The organism is Dokdonella sp., from assembly GCF_036518555.1.
GTDB lineage: Bacteria > Pseudomonadota > Gammaproteobacteria > Xanthomonadales > Rhodanobacteraceae > Dokdonella_A.
In genome coordinates this window covers 1-14,981 of record NZ_DATDMY010000334.1, presented here as the reverse complement: position 1 = coordinate 14,981, position 14,981 = coordinate 1, and the positions used below count along the sequence as shown (strand labels likewise).

Annotated in this window: 16 protein-coding genes and 1 tRNA gene; 7 read left to right on the top strand and 10 right to left on the bottom strand. The window is 71.8% G+C overall.

From position 1 onward, the window contains the following. The 4 genes from VI238_RS17795 to VI238_RS17780 all read right to left on the bottom strand — a co-directional run. Positions 1-1,145, bottom strand: a 1,145-nt coding sequence (locus VI238_RS17795; RefSeq protein WP_331653809.1) for an HAD-IC family P-type ATPase, incomplete at its 3' end; no start/stop codon positions are given. Positions 1,146-1,188: 43 nt separating this feature from the next. Then, positions 1,189-1,743 carry a cytochrome b gene (locus VI238_RS17790; RefSeq protein ID WP_331653808.1) on the bottom strand — a complete coding sequence of 185 codons (555 nt, stop codon included), beginning with the start codon at positions 1,741-1,743 and terminating at the stop codon, positions 1,189-1,191. A 16-nt stretch (positions 1,744-1,759) separates the two neighbouring features. After that, positions 1,760-2,083 carry a DUF190 domain-containing protein gene (locus VI238_RS17785; RefSeq protein WP_331653807.1) on the bottom strand — a complete coding sequence of 108 codons (324 nt, stop codon included), beginning with the start codon at positions 2,081-2,083 and terminating at the stop codon, positions 1,760-1,762. 213 nt (positions 2,084-2,296) lie between these two features. Next, positions 2,297-2,373, bottom strand: a tRNA-Arg gene (locus VI238_RS17780). A gap of 193 nt (positions 2,374-2,566) precedes the next feature. On the opposite strand from VI238_RS17780, the gene VI238_RS17775 reads away from it, so the two are divergent. Next, positions 2,567-3,097, top strand: coding sequence for a c-type cytochrome (locus VI238_RS17775; protein WP_331653806.1), 531 nt, complete (start codon positions 2,567-2,569; stop codon positions 3,095-3,097). A gap of 307 nt (positions 3,098-3,404) precedes the next feature. On the opposite strand, the gene VI238_RS17770 is transcribed toward VI238_RS17775, so the two are convergent. From VI238_RS17770 to VI238_RS17750, 5 genes are all read right to left on the bottom strand, one after another. After that, positions 3,405-3,998 carry an ACP phosphodiesterase gene (locus VI238_RS17770; RefSeq protein ID WP_331653804.1) on the bottom strand — a complete coding sequence of 198 codons (594 nt, stop codon included), beginning with the start codon at positions 3,996-3,998 and terminating at the stop codon, positions 3,405-3,407. Positions 3,999-4,059: 61 nt separating this feature from the next. Continuing rightward, complete coding sequence (locus tag VI238_RS17765; RefSeq protein WP_331653802.1) at positions 4,060-5,088, bottom strand: hypothetical protein; 1,029 nt, start codon at positions 5,086-5,088, stop codon at positions 4,060-4,062. Further along, positions 5,085-7,631: a serine/threonine-protein kinase gene (locus VI238_RS17760; RefSeq protein ID WP_331653800.1), complete on the bottom strand. Its 2,547-nt coding sequence runs from the start codon at positions 7,629-7,631 to the stop codon at positions 5,085-5,087. Before VI238_RS17760 ends, VI238_RS17765 begins: the two co-directional genes overlap by 4 nt. Then, entirely contained in the window at positions 7,628-8,227 is a 600-nt protein-coding gene (locus tag VI238_RS17755) for an ECF-type sigma factor (protein WP_331653798.1), read from the bottom strand. The genes VI238_RS17760 and VI238_RS17755 overlap by 4 nt, the downstream gene beginning before the upstream one ends. Before the next feature lie 47 nt (positions 8,228-8,274). Then, a complete protein-coding gene (locus tag VI238_RS17750; RefSeq protein WP_331653796.1) occupies positions 8,275-9,579 on the bottom strand; it encodes a right-handed parallel beta-helix repeat-containing protein in 1,305 nt (434 codons plus the stop codon). A 73-nt stretch (positions 9,580-9,652) separates the two neighbouring features. On the opposite strand from VI238_RS17750, the gene VI238_RS17745 reads away from it, so the two are divergent. The 6 genes from VI238_RS17745 to VI238_RS17720 all read left to right on the top strand — a co-directional run bounded on the left by VI238_RS17745 (position 9,653) and on the right by VI238_RS17720 (position 14,666). Continuing rightward, complete coding sequence (locus VI238_RS17745; protein WP_331653794.1) at positions 9,653-10,333, top strand: alpha/beta hydrolase; 681 nt, start codon at positions 9,653-9,655, stop codon at positions 10,331-10,333. Continuing rightward, positions 10,330-11,436: a cell division protein ZapE gene (gene zapE / locus VI238_RS17740; protein WP_331653792.1), complete on the top strand. Its 1,107-nt coding sequence runs from the start codon at positions 10,330-10,332 to the stop codon at positions 11,434-11,436. Before VI238_RS17745 ends, zapE begins: the two co-directional genes overlap by 4 nt. Beyond that, a complete protein-coding gene (locus VI238_RS17735; RefSeq protein ID WP_331653790.1) occupies positions 11,433-12,926 on the top strand; it encodes a glycosyltransferase family 39 protein in 1,494 nt (497 codons plus the stop codon). The genes zapE and VI238_RS17735 overlap by 4 nt, the downstream gene beginning before the upstream one ends. Continuing rightward, positions 12,923-13,747 (top strand): NADPH-dependent 7-cyano-7-deazaguanine reductase QueF, encoded by an 825-nt coding sequence (gene queF, locus VI238_RS17730; RefSeq protein ID WP_331653788.1) that lies wholly within the window; start codon positions 12,923-12,925, stop codon positions 13,745-13,747. Before VI238_RS17735 ends, queF begins: the two co-directional genes overlap by 4 nt. Positions 13,748-13,839: 92 nt before the next feature. Beyond that, entirely contained in the window at positions 13,840-14,142 is a 303-nt protein-coding gene (locus VI238_RS17725) for a LysM peptidoglycan-binding domain-containing protein (RefSeq protein WP_331653786.1), read from the top strand. Between the two features lie 26 nt (positions 14,143-14,168). After that, complete coding sequence (locus VI238_RS17720; protein WP_331653784.1) at positions 14,169-14,666, top strand: hypothetical protein; 498 nt, start codon at positions 14,169-14,171, stop codon at positions 14,664-14,666. Here the strand turns inward: VI238_RS17720 and VI238_RS17715 are convergent. Continuing rightward, a partial coding sequence (locus VI238_RS17715) for a hypothetical protein (RefSeq protein ID WP_331653782.1) occupies positions 14,603-14,981 on the bottom strand: 379 nt, incomplete at its 5' end. The genes VI238_RS17720 and VI238_RS17715 overlap by 64 nt on opposite strands.

Sequence of the window (14,981 nt, the reverse complement as noted above, 5' to 3'; positions counted from 1 at the left end):
GCCTCGACGATCGCGCGCTCCATCGGGTCGGTCGGATGGACGCGGCAGGCGAGCGCGGCCGCGCGGAGCACGGCATCGAACGCCGCTCCGGCCGGCGCGCCGCTGCCGGCGTCCCATCGTCCGTCCGCGCCGCGCAGCGCCGCGATGCGCATGCGGTTCTCGGTCAGCGTGCCGGTCTTGTCGACGCACAGCACGGTGATCGCGCCGAGCGTCTCGATCGCGGGAATGCGTCGCGTGAGCACGTGCTCGCGGGCGAGCCGCCACGCTCCTAGGGCGAGGAACACCGTCAATACGACCGGAAACTCCTCCGGCACGTTCGCGATCGCGAGCGTCACGCCTGCGAGCAGCGCATCGACCCAACCACCGCGCAGCAGCGCATACAGCGCCGCGACGATCGCGCACAGCGCGAGGCCCGCGGCTGCGAAGAAGACCACGGCACGGTCGATTTCCCGCTGCAGCGGGCTGCGCGGCGTGGTCGTGCGCTCGATCGATGCGCCGATGCGGCCGGCCGCCGTGCGCGCGCCGGTCGCGACGACCTCGGCGAGCGCATGTCCGTGCACGACGAGGGTGCCCCAGTACACGTGGTCGCTGCGCGTCGGCGCAGCGGTGTCGACGCTGGCCGCATCGAGGCGCTTGGGCGCCGGCAGCGCCTCGCCGGTCAGGAGCGATTCGTCGACGCCGAGCTGGGTCGTTTCGAGCAGGCGCGCATCGGCCGGCACGCGATCGCCTTCGCCGAGCACGACGACGTCGCCGACGACGAGCCGGCGCGCATCGATGCGCGTGCGCGCGCCGTCGCGCACGACGGTCGCCTGCGGCGCCGACAGGTCGCGCAACGCGTCGAGCGCGCGCTCCGACTTGCCGGCCTGGTAGAGCGTGATGCCGACCACGACGACGACCGACGCGGACAGCACGAGAGCCTCGCCGACGTCGCCGAGCACGAGGTAGAGCGCCATCGCGACGCCGAGCAGCACGAACATCGGTTCGGTCAGGACCGCGATGGTGCGCGCCACGACGCCGCGTCGCCGCGTCGCCGGCAGTTCGTTCGCGCCATCGCGCGCGAGCCGGCGCTGCGCTTCCGCGCCGTCCAGCCCGCGCTCGGCCGCGATCGGCGCGCCTTCGGCTCGAGCGGTCTGCGGGTCGTTCATGCGAGCCTCCATCGCGTGTGAGCGGCTCGCCGCACCGCCGCCGTCAACGTTGCTTCGTGCGCCAGGGAAGCATGCGCCGCAGGGTGTCGTCGTGCCGCAGGTAGTGGTGCACGAGGGCGGCGCCCGCGTGTCCGCCGACGAGCGCATAACCGACGTTGGCGATGCCTTCGTGGAGGTCCTCGGCGAAGTCGGCGAGCGCGTGGTCGGGCGCGACGAGCGGCAGCAGGCGGAACGCGCCGAAGCCGACGTCCGTGCCCTCGGCGCTCACGAGCAGCCAGCCGATCAGGGGCATCGCGACCATGAACGCGTACAGCAGGACGTGCATCGCCGCGGCGAGGATCGACTGCAGCCGCGACGGCGCCGGCACGATCGCCGGGCGCGGCCCCGCGCGCAGTGCCAGCCGCGCGAACACGAGCACGAACACGGCGAGGCCCGCGAACGCGTGCGCCGACATCAGCCAGGCGCGCTGAGCGCTGCCGTGCGCGAACGCCTCGCGAAGTTCGGCGCTCGCGTACGCACCGACGACGAGTACGACCATCGCCCAATGCAGCGCGATCGAGGCGGAGCTGTAGCGGTGCGGGTCGTTCTTCCAGCGCATGGCGTCACTCTTGGGTTCAGGAACGTCCGCCGACGAGGCCGAACTCGACCGGCGCGCGCACGTAGGTGAGCGCGATCGGCTCGCCCGCGAGCGAATCGAGCAGGCGCCGGGCGTCGTCCTCCGGCAGCACGAATTCGACCAGCACGGGCTGGTTCCCCGGCAGTTCGCCGAAACGCGGTTCGTGCAGGCCGCCGTGCCGGCCGAATCCGCCGACCGCGCGGAAGGCCGAGCCGCCCGGCATGCCGATGCTGCGCGCGTGCTGCAACAGCCATTCGTAGCGGGGCAACCCCGGTTCGCTCGGGCTGTCGGAGAAATAGAAGCGCAGGCACAGACCGCGCATCGGAGCGCTCCTCGTCGGGGTTCCCGTTTCCGCTGGCATGCGTGGATTGTCCGCAATCGGCCGCGCGGGCGAGTTGATTCCGGTCAACTGACCCGGAACGCCCGCAACGGCGCCGTGTCGCCATCGAGGCGCCCGACGCGGGCGCGAGGGTTCACGGCAGGGTCGGGCGCGGAGCCGCGCGCGGTGACGCAGCGGGCCGTGGCATGCAGGGGGTGGCGCGCCCGAGAGGATTCGAACCTCCGACCACCGCCTTCGGAGGGCGGTACTCTATCCAGCTGAGCTACGGGCGCATCGTCGCGCCGGCGATCGGAGCCGCCGGCGGGGGCGCAGTATAGCCGACGCCCGGGTCGCTCCGCCGGCCCGCGCGCCGATGCGCGTGGCAGCTCCTTCCGCGGGCCGGGGCGTGCCCGCTATAATCCCGAGACTTTTTTGTACGCCGAACGGGCCCTGGCCCGGTGAATCGCGTTTTTTCGAGGTGGTTCCGTGACCAATCCCGTTCCCAAGACCGACGTGGTCTTCCTCAAGCACTTCGCACAGCTGATCGCATTCCTCGTGCTGGTCGCCGTGCTGCTTGTCGCGCTCGGCTCGTACATCTATTCGAAGCATCCGCCCGAGGAAAATCCGGATCGCGCGAAAGTCCTCGCCGAGCGCATCGCGCCCGTCGGTGGCGTCTACGCCGGCGATACCGGCCGCGCGGCGATGCAGGCCGCGCAGGAGGCGGCCGCGAAGGCAGCCGCGGCGCAGGTCGCCTACGGCGGCACGACCGACGGCAAGACGATCTACGGCAACCTCTGCCACAGCTGCCACGACACGGGCGCCGGCGGCGCGCCGAAGGTCAGCGACAAGGCGGCCTGGGCGCCGCGCGTCGCGCAAGGGATCGACACGCTGGTCAAGCATGCGATCGAAGGCTATACGGGCAAGGCAGGCGTCATGCCCGCGCGTGGCGGCAACCCCGCGCTCAACGACGCGCAGGTCAAGGCCACCGTCGAGTGGATCGCCAGCCAGGTCAAGTGACGCGCTTGCACGCTGCCCTCAGGCAGCGTGCGCGTCACTTGGGTCGGTCCAGGACGGACCGACGGCGATAGCTCCAGGGACGGCTGCTTGAGAAGCCCTGCTTGCGCGATTCATCCGACATCGCACGCTCTTCACTTGGGTCGGTTTAGGGCGGGTCGAGCCGCGTAGAGGCGAGTCCCGCCGGGTCGCCGCCGCGAGGTTGCGGCGGCACGCGCGAGCGCGTACCGCCCTACGAAGCATCGCGCCTTCCGGCGCTCCCACATATTGCTTCCGCGTCCGCCGGTGAGGGCGGTCGCGACGTGCTCGTTCACGCGCAGCCGAGCCTCGCTCGTTCGCGCTCTGCGTAGGCGAGCAGATCCGGGAAGAACGCCGCGAAATCCGCTTCGAGCGCACCCGCCTGAGTCTCGACCACAGGCAGTGCCTGCGCGAGCGGGTTTTCCCGCGACAGCCGCTGCGACAGACCGCGGAACACCTCGGCGATCATCGCGCGTTCGCGGTAGCGTTCGGGCAGGTCGTTGCGACGCAGGTAATCGACGAAGCGGCGCATGCGCGGCGGCACCTCGTCCGCGCGTCGTTCGAGCAAGGCACGCACGTCGACCGAGAACGTCGCGAGCGGACCCTCGCCCCAACGCGACCAGTCGCGTGCGAGCAGGTGGTCGAACCACACGTCGAGCAGGATGCCTGCATAGCGGCGGTACGGCGGCGCGAACTGCGCACGCGCGTCGGCGACGCGCGGATGGGCGTCGGTGTACGCGTCCACGGTGCGATGCAGCGCAATGCCGGCACGTACGCGCGGCGCGAGCGCGGGATCGATCGCGCCGCGCACGAAATCGCCGATCAGGCTGCCGAATCGCACGTCGTCGTCCGGCCCCGCGAGCAGGGCATGTGCGAGCAGATTCATGCGGCGATCGTCGGCCGGCGCGGCGACGGCGTCAATCGCGCGCACGCACGCGATCGTCGCGTCAAGGCAACGGGTCGCCGAGGAATGCGAGCAGGTCGGCGTCGCTCACGGCGCCGGGATCGGTGAGATCGAGCCCGGTGAGCGTCGCCGGCACGTGCGGGCGCGCGAAGCGGAAGTAGTCGAACTGTGCGCGCAGGTCCGGATCGGCAGGCGTCTGGGGGTCGAGCCAGGCGTGCTCGATGCGCGTGCGATTGTGTTCGGCGTACGGGTACGTCGAGGCGATCGCCCAGTCGGTGTAGACCGTCATGCCGACCTGCAGCGCGAGCGGGAAATCGTCGCGGCGCCAGCGCCGGTGCACCGCCCACCACGCGCCGGGGCCGCGCACGAGCAACAGCAGCGCGCCGCCGATGCGCGCGACGCGAAGCTCCTCTTCGTCGCCCGGCGCCGGCGCGATCTCGAGGCTGGACACGCTGTGCGTCTCGGGCGGGATCGCCGCGCGTGTCGTCTTCGCTTCGAGCTGGTACGTGCCCGGCTGGTCGGCCGCGCCGAACGAGAGGAAGACGTAGCGCTCCGCCCCTGCGTGCCACCAGCCATCGTCGCAGCAGGCGACGTCATCGTGCGGCGCGCGCACGAGGATGCCCGCGAGCGAGAACTCCGATCCCGCCGCGCCGCCATGGCTGCCGCCGTGCGGGTTGTCGCCGTCGCGCGCGCGCGCCCGCACGCGCGTCGTCGCGACGAAGTCGCCGCTGACCTGCTGGAACGCGAGCTCGCCGACGTAGTCCTCGTACCACGTGCTCGTCCACGGCACGAACGTGATCCAGCCGGCGAGCGAGACGCCGATGTCGAGCCGTTCGAGGGGATCGCGGCCCCAGTATTCGGTACGCCAGATGCGCTGCCAGTCGCCGAGCGTCGCCGCGGACGAGAACTCGTCCGACATCGGCGCGATGTCGGCCGACTCCGGTCGGTCGAAGCCGTCGCGCAGCACGAGGTCGGGCAGCGGGGCACCCCCCGCATGCACGCCGGTCGAGAAGAGCAGGGCCGCGAGAACGGGCAGGCGACGAGCGGCCGGCTGCGGGCGTGCGGCGTTCATCGTGAACCTCCGGCGGCGAGCGCGCGCTGCACGCGCAGCGGTGCGAGCCCCGCCGGCACCGCGGCCGGCAGCGACTCGCCGCGCGCGAGTGCGAGTGCGGCGAACAGGCGATGATCCGCCGCGAGCTGCGCGCGCGCCTGCGCTTCGGCATCGTCGAGCAAGCGGGCCGAGGCCGCCGCGTCGCCGCCGCGTCGTGCGACGAGCGCCTCGCCGAGAGCGGCCTCGATGCGGCGCGGATGGCCGAGTGGCTGCACGCCGTCGAACACGCGGCGCGCACGCGCGAAATGCACCGCGGCCGCGCGCGCGTCGCCGCGCGCGAGCGCGACGAAGCCCGCATCGAGCGCGGTGTAGCCGTGGAGGATGTGGCCGTCGGGCACGCGACCGCGCAGGTCGGCGTCGATGCGCTCGACGCGTCGTGCGGCGTCGTCGAACGCACCGCGCGCTTCCTCGAGCTCGGCGATCACGCGCTCCCAGTAGACGGTCGCGGGCGAGGTCGCGCTGGACGCAGCGGCGAGGCGCGCGAACGCGGGTTCGATCTGCGCGGCGGCCTCGCCGTAGCGCCCGACATCGAGCAAAAGTCGGCCATAGCCGAGACGGCTCGCGATCGTGTTCGGGTGCGTCTCGCCGTGCGCCGCGACCTGTGTCGCGATCGCGCCGAGGTACAGGCGCTCGGCCTCGGGGTAGTCGCCCGCGTCGCGCCGCACGTCGGCGAGGTTGCGCTCGATCGCGGCCGTGAGCGAATCGGCCTCGCCGGCGGTCGCGCGCGCGCCGTCGACGGCGCGCGCGAGCTGCGCGCCGGCATCGGCGTAGCGACCGCGGCTGTGCAGCAGGTCGCCGTAGTAGTGCCGGGTCGACAGCGTCCAGCGCGCCGTCTCGCCGATCGCGGCGACGCGCTCGTCGAGCGCTTCGCCAAACAGGGTCTCGGCGTCCGCATAGCGTCCGCTGAAATGGAGCAGCGTGGCGAGGCTCGCCTTGCCCGCGCCGCGCCATTCCGGCGCGAGATCGCGCAGCGACGCATGCAGCGCGAGCGCCTCGCGGATCGGCGGCTCGGCGAGCGCGTATTCGCCGCGCGCCATGTACACCTCGCCGATGAGACCGATCACGGCCGCCTGCAGCTCGGGTTGCGCACCCAGATCGCGCCGCGCATTGGCGAGCCCGTCGGCTAACATCTGGCTCGCGCGCGGATCGTTCGACTTCATGTCGCCGGGGTCGGCGGTCTGGAACCAGCCGACGAGGTAGTCGCGCAGCGCGCGGTTGATCGCCGCTTCCTGCTCGAGCCGGCGCGACTGCGACACGACCGCGAGCACGTAGGCGATACCGAGCGCGGCCACGGCTGCGATCGCGAGCGCGAGCACGCGGTGCCGGCGCAGCCACTGGCGCGCACGCTGCAGCGGGCTCGCGCGTCGCGCACGCACGGGCCGGCCCCCACACCAGTGGGCGACGTCTTCGCGCAGCGCATCGACCGACGCGTAGCGCTCGCCGACGGGCCCGGCGAGCGCGCGATGCACGATAGCGTCGAAGTCGCCGCGCAGCTGGCGCGCGAGGGCCCGCGGCGTCGTCGAGCGCAGGGTGGCACGCGCCGCCGCGTCGTCGCCGCGCACGACGAGCGCGGATGCGCGCGTGGACTCGTCGTCGAGCCCGCCCCGCTCGCACCCTGCCGCGGCGCCGCCCGCCGCGCGGAACGGCTGCACGCCGGTCGCGAGTTCGAGCAGCAGCACGCCGAGCTGGAAAACGTCGCTCGCCGTCGTCACCGCATCGCCGCGCAGCTGTTCCGGGCTCGCGTACTCGCGCGTGAGCGCGCGCGCGTCACCGAGCGTCGCCGGCGCCGCGTTCGGGAAACCCTGCGGGTCGAGCAGCTTGGCGATGCCGAAATCGAGCAGCTTGACCGCGCCGTCTCGGCTCACGAGCACGTTGGCAGGCTTGAGGTCGCGATGGATGATCAGTTGCCGATGCGCGGCGGCGACCGCAGCGGCGACGTCGCACCACAGCGCGAGCCGTGCACCGAGCGCGAGGCGACGCTCGTCGCAATGGGTCGTGATCGCGACGCCGTCGACGTACTCGAGCGCGAGCCACGGCGTGCCGTCGCCGCGCACACCGCCGTCGAGGAGGCGCGCGATGCGCGCCTCCTCGAGGCGCGCGAGGATCTGCCGCTCCTGTTCGAAGCGCGCCGCGAGGCCGGATGCGACGATGCCGGGCCACGGGCACTTGATCGCGGCAAGTTGCTGGAACGCACCGTCGGCGCGCTCGGCGAGCAGCACGCGCGCCATGCCGCCATGCGCGAGTGTCCCGATCGCGCGCCAGGCGCCGAACCGCTCGCCCGCTGCGGTGTCGTCCGCGAGCGCGCCCCAGACGCCCGCATCGAGCGCCTCGGCGAGCGGATCGTGCGCGGCCTCGGCAGCGGCGAGCAGGGTCGCGAGCGTCGTCGCGGTCGGCAAGTCCAGTGCGGCAAGGTAGCGGTCGCGCGCGTCGCCGGCGAGCTCGAGGGCCTGCCGCAGCAGCGCGTCGATGCGGCCGAAGCGTTCGGCGTCCCAGTGCGCGTTCATGGCCCGAGCAGTTCGGCCATCCAGGCCTTGGCCCGTTTGAGCTCGCGCTGCACCGTGCGCAGCGACAAGCCGGTGAGCGCGACCAGCTCGTCGCTGTCGAGCCCGATGAACCAATGCTGTTCGATCAGCCGCAGCAGGCGCGGATCGACGCGCTCGAGCAGGGCGAGCGCGTCGTCGAGCGCGAGCAGAGCATCGTCGAGCGCGGCGTCGTGCGCATCGGCCGCAGCGAGTTCGACCGTCGCCCGGCCGCCGCCGCGCTTCGTGCTCGCCCGCGCGCGCGCGTGGTCGATGACGATCTGGCGCATGACCCGCGCCGACAGCGCGAGGAAGTGCTCGCGCGTGAGGCGTGCCTCCGCTCCGTGCGCGGCCACGCGCGCGTAAGCCTCGTGCACGAGGACGGTCGTCGACAGGGTCGCACCCGGCACGTTGCGGAACAGCTGTCGGTGGGCGATGCGCTTGAGTTCGGCGTAGACCTGAGGCAACAGCGCGCGCAGGTCGCGCGCGTCGCCGTAGCCGGCGTCGGCGAGGCGTTCGGCGAGTCCGGCGTCGCTCGTCTCCATGGCATGGCCCGCGTCCCGCCGCGTCGCGGCGGTCACGGGGGCGATTGTCGCGCGGGCGGTCGCGCTGCGCACGTGGTCGCGGCTCAGATGCGGTCGAACGGTTCAAAGAAGATCACGTCGCCCTGCAGCTCGACCGCGCCGATGTCGCACAACGCGGCGCCGTCGCCGTCGAAGTCGACCGGGCGGTCGGCGAGCGCCTGGTCGTCGTCCTCGCAGCCGGTCGCGGTGAACAGCGGATGGCCGTGGTCGACCGCGATGCTGTTCGGCGCCGGCCAGATCGTCGGCGTCGGTCCGCCGTGATCGGCGAGCGGCGTGAGGTGCGGGTCGACGCCGACATGGTTCGAGCCACCGCCCGACAGTGCGCAGGAGTCGTCGGAATCGAGGTTGTAGCGGTTGCTGTCGGTCGCGACGGCGACCGCGATCGAACAGTCGGCGAGCGCGTTGCGCGCGATCATCGTGTTGTGCACGAGCACGCTGCCGTCGGTCATGCGCAGGCCGTATCCGCTGTTGCCGGCGATCGTCGCGCTCGACAGCTCGAGTTCGCCGTCGTCGATGTTGACCGCGTTGCCGAGGTTCCGGAAGAACGACGAGTTGGCGATGCGCAGCGCGCCCGAACCGGCACCCTGCGGCTCGCTGTCGATCGCGTTCGCGGTCGGCGTGAACGTGCCGGACGGCGCGTCGAACGCGGTGATCGGCACGCCGCTGTTGTCGTGGATCACGCTGTAGGCGACCTCGAGATTGCCGCGGTTGCGGATCGCGCTGCCGGACGGCGTCGCCGTGCTGTCGCCGCGGAAGATATTGTTGCGGAAGACCGAGCCGCTCACGCGCGTGTCGGCGCCGGCGTTGTAGAGGCCGCCGCCGAGTTCGGCGGTATTGCCCGAGACGTGCATGAGGATGAGGTCGACCGAACCGGCGCCGGAGCGCACGAGCACGCCGCCGCCCGACGTGGCCGCGGCGCTCGTCGCGGCGCCGCCGGAGATCGTGAAGCCGAGCAGGGTCGCATCGCCCGCGATGACGTCGAACACGCGATCGATGGCCGCCGCGGACACCACCGGACGCTCGCCCGAGGCGAAGAAGCGGATCGTGACGTCGTCGGTCAGGTCGAGATCGCCGAGCGCGGCCGTATCGTCGCCCTGGCCCGCGCGATCGAGCGTGTAGTGGAGGCCCGCCAGCAGATCGATCGTGTCGGCACCCGGGAGGGCGTTGGCTTCCATGATCGCGGCGCGCAGCGTGCAAGGTCCCGGACCCGGCTGCGGAAACACGTTGCAGAAGCCGTTGCCCGGGACGAGGTCCGGCAGGTCGGCTTCCTGGTTGGCGGTGAACGTCGCGCCGCGCGCGCAGAGGCAGGCGGCGGCGAGGACGACGGCGATCGGCAGGCGGGCATGCATGGCAACGCTCCTCGGTGGCCATCCGGTAGTACGCAAATGGATGGCGCAAACGCCATCCACGTATCATTCGCGGATGAACCAGGCCCCTGCCACCGCCCCGGCGTTCCCGTCCTCGTCGTCGAGCCTGCTGCTGCCGGGTCCCGCCGGCGCGATCGAACTCGCTTGCGCGCTGCCCACCGAAGCGCCGCCTCGACGCGGCGTCGCGATCGTCGCGCATCCGCATCCGCTGCAAGGCGGCACGATGCACAACAAGGTCGTCACGATCGCCGAACGCGCGCTGCTCGAACTCGGCCTCGCGACCGTGCGCTTCAATTTCCGCGGGGTCGGGCGCAGCGAAGGCGTGCACGACCACGGCGTCGGCGAGACCGACGACCTCGTCGCGATCGCGACGTGGCTGCGCGCGCAGCGCCCGGGCGATGCACTCTGGCTCGCCGGATTCTCGTTCGGCAGCTACGTGACCCTGCGCGCGGCTTCGCGGCTCGATCCCGCGCAGCTGATCCTGATCGCGCCGCCGGTAGGGCGCTGGGACTTCTCGACGATCGGTGCGCCGACCTGCCCGTGGCTGGTCGTGCAGGGCGAGGACGACGAGGTCGTCGACGCACGCGCGGTGTTCGCGTGGGCGCGGGCACTGCGGCCGCCGCCGCAACTGATCGGCATGCCGGAGACGGGCCACTTCTTCCACCGTCGCCTCATGGACCTGCGCGGTGCGCTCAAGAACGCGCTCGCCGCCAACCTGCCGCCCGCGCGCGCATGAGCGGCGCCGACGGCGACAGCGCGGCCACGCCCGGCGAGCGCTACCGTCGCGGCGCCGCGGCCGGCGAATGGCAGAGCGACCCGGCCCAGCTCGCGGTGCTGCCCGCGCTCGATCGCCTCGCCGACGAACTCGCGCGCACGCCGGAACGTTCGCTGTGGCAGCGCCTGCGCGGCGAACGCCCGCCCGCGCCGCGCGGCATCTACCTCTGGGGACGCGTCGGCCGCGGCAAGACGTTCCTGACCGAACTGCTCGTCGCCGCGCTGCCGACCGCGCGCAAGCGGCGCGTGCATTTCCATCGCTTCATGCAGGAAGTCCATGCCGAGCTTCGACGGCTCGAGGGGCGCAGCGACCCGCTCGTCGAGGTCGCCGCGCGGATCGCGGCCGAGCTGCGCGTGCTCGTGCTCGACGAGTTCTTCGTCGGCGACATCGGTGACGCGATGATCCTCGGCAACCTGCTGCGCGCGCTGTTCGAGCGCGGCGTCGTGCTCGTGACCACGTCGAACACGCCGCCGCGCGACCTGTACCGGGACGGCCTGCAACGCGAACGTTTCCTGCCCGCGATCGCGCTGCTCGAACGGCAGTGCGAAGTGATCGAGCTCGCTTCCGCGACCGACTGGCGCCTGCGCGCGCTCAAGCAGGCGCCCGTCTACTACACGCCGCCGGGCGCGCCGGCCGAGCGTGCGCTGCAGGCGGCGTTCCAGCGCGTGGCGCACGGCGACGTGCGACGCGACTTCGAGCTCGTGCTCAACGATCGCGCGGTGCCGGTCCGTGCCGAAGCGGACGGCGCGATCTGGTTCGAGTTCGCCGCGCTCTGCGAAGGCCCGCGCGGCGTCGCCGACTACATCGAACTCGCGCGCGGGTACCACACGCTGCTCGTCTCCAACGTGCCTCAGTTCACGCCACAGACCGACGACGCGGCGCGCCGTTTCATCGAACTCGTCGACGAGGTGTACGATCGCGGCGTCAACCTCGTGCTGTCCGCGGCGGCGGCGATCGTCGAGCTCTACGACGGCGAGCGCCTGCGCGCGGAGTTCGCGCGCACCGAATCGCGGTTGATCGAGATGCAGAGCGAAGACTATCTCGCGCGGGAGCATCGGCCATGACGGTTTCTACGACGCGCGTACGCGTGCTGTTGGCGCTGCTGGCGGTCGTGTCGTACGCGTGCCTGCTGCAGGGCGTGCGTCCGCTGTATTCGCCCGACGAGGGCCGCTACACCGATGTCGCGCTCATGATGCTCGCCGACGGCGACTGGCTGCATCCGATGCTGCACCCGGAGGTGCCGCACTGGTCCAAGCCGCCGCTCACCTACTGGAGCATCGCGACGAGTTTCGTCGCGGCCGGACACAGCGAGTTCGCCGCGCGCCTGCCGGGCGCGCTCGCGTTCGCCGCGACGATCCTGCTGCTCGGGAGGCTCGGCCGGCGTCTCGTGCCCGCGCAGCCGTGGCTGCCCGCACTCGTCTATGCGACGTTCGCATTCCCGGTTGCCGCATCCAACCTCGTCACCACCGATTCGCTGCTCGCGCTGTGGGAGACGCTCTCGGTCGCCGCCTTCGTCGAACTCTGGTGGGCTGCCGACGTGCGCGAAGCGCGGCGGGCACGCCTGCTGCTCGGCCTCGCGCTCGCGCTCGCGTTCCTGACCAAGGGGCCGCCCGGCCTGCTCGCGTTCGCGGGGTGCCTGCTGTTCGCGGGCTGGAGCGAGGGCACGCGCGGGCTCCGGCGCGCGTTCGGCTGGGATGCGCTGCTCGTGTTTCTCGTCGTCGGTGGCAGCTGGTACGCGATCGTCGCGTGGCAGGAGCCGGACGTGATGCGCTACTTCCTCGTCGAAGAAGTCGTCAACCGCGTCGCGAGCGACCGCATGCACCGCAACGCGCAATGGTACGGTGCGTTCAGGGTGTACCTGCCGACCTTGCTCGTCGGCACGTTGCCGTGGCTGCCGGTGCTGCTCGCCGCGGCCTGGCGACATCGGCGCGATGCGCTCGCGCGCGTGCGCGCGGACGCCGTCGCGCGCCTGCTCGCCAGCTGGCTGCTGGTGCCGCTGGTCGTGTTCATGCTCGCACGCTCGCGCTTGCCGCTGTACGTGCTGCCGCTGTTCGCGCCGCTCGCGCTCGTCGCCGCGCGCGAACTCGCGCCGTGGCGGCCGCGGCGCTGGCTGCTCGCGTTGCTCGCCGCGTGGTCGGTCGCGATGGTCGGGCTGCGTGCGCTCCCCGCCCGGCTCGACGTCGACGCCGACGACCGCGCGCTCGCGCAGGCGATCGATCGCCAGCTGTCGCCGCGGCCGCACGAGGTCGCCTTCGTCGAGGACGCACCGCGCTACGGCCTGCGTTTCTACCTCGGCAGCGAAGTCGAGCGGCTCGACTTGCCCGACCGGCCGCGCGAGGCGCAGGCGCAGGACCTGCCGAGCGAGCTGGCCGAGCGCGAGGGCTGTCGCCTGCTGCTCGTCCCGCCCGCGCACCGGCAGGAGCTCGAGCGCGCGCTCGCCGCCTACGGCGTCGACTGGCGCCCCATCGACGACGTGCGCGGCTACGCCGCGCTGGCACAACTCGGCGACGATTGCGCGTGGCGCGCCGACGCGCGCGCTATGCTGCGACCATGACCGCGAGCGATACCCATGGACCGCTCGGTCGCAGCGTCGCTTACGCGAACCGCTACGATCCGACCCTGCTGTTTCCGATCGCGCGTTCGATCGGCCGCGCCGAACTCGACCTCGGCGCGATGCTGCCGTTCGACGGCGTGGACGTGTGGAACGCGTACGAACTTTCCTGGCTCGACGCGCGCGGCAAGCCCGAGATCGCGCTGGCGGAGTTCCGCGTGCCGGCCACGTCGCCCGCGATCGTCGAATCGAAGTCGTTCAAGCTCTATCTCAACAGTTTCAGCCGTGAGCGCGTCGGTTCGATCGACGCACTGCGTGAACGCCTCGTGCACGACCTTTCGGCCGCCGCGGGCGCACCGGTCGAGGTCGCGTTGCTGCCGCCGGCGCGCTTCGCGTCGCTCGCATTGCACGAGCTCGAGGGCGAATCGATCGACGGCCTCGAGCTCGACATCGACGAGTACGGCCCGCCGAATGCACGGCACCTGCACGCGAACGGGGCACCGGTCGCCGAGACGCTCGTTTCGAACCTGCTGAAGTCGAACTGCCCGGTCACCGGCCAGCCCGACTGGGCCAGCGTGCAGATCCGCTATCGCGGTCCGCGCATCGCGCGCGAGGGCTTGCTGCGCTACCTCGTTTCGTTCCGCGAACACGCGGGCTTCCACGAGCAATGCGTCGAACGCATCTTCGTCGACATCACGCGCCACTGCGCGCCGCAGGCGCTCGAGGTGTATGCGCGCTACACGCGCCGCGGCGGGCTCGACATCAACCCGTGGCGCGCAAGCGGCGGCACCTCGGCGCCGAACCCTCGCGGCGCGCGCCAGTAGCGCCCGCACCTTCGCTTGGCCGCGCACTCATTCGCGGTTAAGCGCGCAGGGGTGTAATGTGGGAGGTCCCGCAACGGAGAGGAGGGCGGACGATGGCCAACGAGCCGAAGAAGCCGGATTTTTCCAATGTGCAGGGTGGCGGCCAGTCGACCGCACCGCCGCCGGCGCCGAAAGCGGATTTCGGCAACGTGCAATCCGGCGTGCAATCGACCGCAGCCGCTGCGACGCAGACGTATACCGTCGCCAAGGGCGACAGCCTGTCGAAGATCGCCAAGCATGTCTACGGCAACGCGAACCACTGGAAGCGGATCTTCGAAGCGAATCGCGACCAGCTCGACGATCCGGACCTGATCAAGCCGGGCCAGGTCCTCAAGATTCCCGCCGACCACGATTGAACGCCCGCCATCCTGGAGGAACCACGATGATCAAGCCACGCAGCCAGCTCACCCTGATCGCGGCGATCGCCGGCGCATTCGCGCTGTCCGCTTGCGGCAAGAAGGAAGAACCCGCTCCGGCCCCCGCGCCGCCGCCGCCGGCCGCTACCCCGGCACCGGCTCCCGCGCCGCCGCCGGTGGCCGCGCCTGCACCCGCGCCTGTCGCGGTCGCGTCGGTCGACCTCGGTTCCGCAGTCGGCCCGGACCAGAAGGTGACGACGCCGACGACGACGTTCGCGCCGAAGGACACGATCTATGCCGCGGTGTCGACCACGGGCACGGCGCCGAACGCGGTGCTCAACGCGAAGTGGACGTTCCAGGACGGCCAGACCGTCAACGAATCGAGCCAGACGATCGCGCCGAACGGCCCCGCGGTGACGAGCTTCCACATCAGCAAGCCCGACGGTTGGCCGGTCGGCAACTACAAGGTCGAGATCTCGCTCAACGGCACGTCCGTTGCGACGAAGGATTTCTCGGTCAAGTAAGCGACATCGCCATCAATGGCTGTCACGGGAAGGGCGCGAGTCATCGCGCCCTTCTCCATTTCCAGCCCGTTTTCGGCGTCGTCCGCACGCCCTGAAGCGCGGTCACGCCAGTGCGGCTGCAACGCGCTGCGCGCCGCCCTCGAGCGCTGATGCCCGTACGCGGGTGAACCGTGCTGCCTCCTCGCCACGAGCAGAGGCCCCGCGTTCGCGGCAAGGTCGACGTCGCCTTCCACTTCCGGCGGATCAAGGCGTGCGCGCGCCCCGACAGCGGCGTGAGCGGGGAAGCCGGGTCGCAGGACCGGGCGGCTCGAAGGA

What these genes read in the sequence shown, in the direction of transcription:
- zapE (WP_331653792.1), top strand. Translation starts at nt 10,330, where the DNA reads ATGAGCGGCGCCGACGGCGACAGCGCGGCCACGCCCGGCGAGCGCTAC.
- VI238_RS17760 (WP_331653800.1), bottom strand. Translation starts at nt 7,631, where the DNA reads ATGAACGCGCACTGGGACGCCGAACGCTTCGGCCGCATCGACGCGCTG.
- VI238_RS17790 (WP_331653808.1), bottom strand. Translation starts at nt 1,743, where the DNA reads ATGCGCTGGAAGAACGACCCGCACCGCTACAGCTCCGCCTCGATCGCG.
- queF (WP_331653788.1), top strand. Translation starts at nt 12,923, where the DNA reads ATGACCGCGAGCGATACCCATGGACCGCTCGGTCGCAGCGTCGCTTAC.
- VI238_RS17720 (WP_331653784.1), top strand. Translation starts at nt 14,169, where the DNA reads ATGATCAAGCCACGCAGCCAGCTCACCCTGATCGCGGCGATCGCCGGC.
- VI238_RS17785 (WP_331653807.1), bottom strand. Translation starts at nt 2,083, where the DNA reads ATGCGCGGTCTGTGCCTGCGCTTCTATTTCTCCGACAGCCCGAGCGAA.
- VI238_RS17750 (WP_331653796.1), bottom strand. Translation starts at nt 9,579, where the DNA reads ATGCATGCCCGCCTGCCGATCGCCGTCGTCCTCGCCGCCGCCTGCCTC.
- VI238_RS17745 (WP_331653794.1), top strand. Translation starts at nt 9,653, where the DNA reads ATGAACCAGGCCCCTGCCACCGCCCCGGCGTTCCCGTCCTCGTCGTCG.
- VI238_RS17735 (WP_331653790.1), top strand. Translation starts at nt 11,433, where the DNA reads ATGACGGTTTCTACGACGCGCGTACGCGTGCTGTTGGCGCTGCTGGCG.
- VI238_RS17770 (WP_331653804.1), bottom strand. Translation starts at nt 3,998, where the DNA reads ATGAATCTGCTCGCACATGCCCTGCTCGCGGGGCCGGACGACGACGTG.
- VI238_RS17765 (WP_331653802.1), bottom strand. Translation starts at nt 5,088, where the DNA reads ATGAACGCCGCACGCCCGCAGCCGGCCGCTCGTCGCCTGCCCGTTCTC.
- VI238_RS17725 (WP_331653786.1), top strand. Translation starts at nt 13,840, where the DNA reads ATGGCCAACGAGCCGAAGAAGCCGGATTTTTCCAATGTGCAGGGTGGC.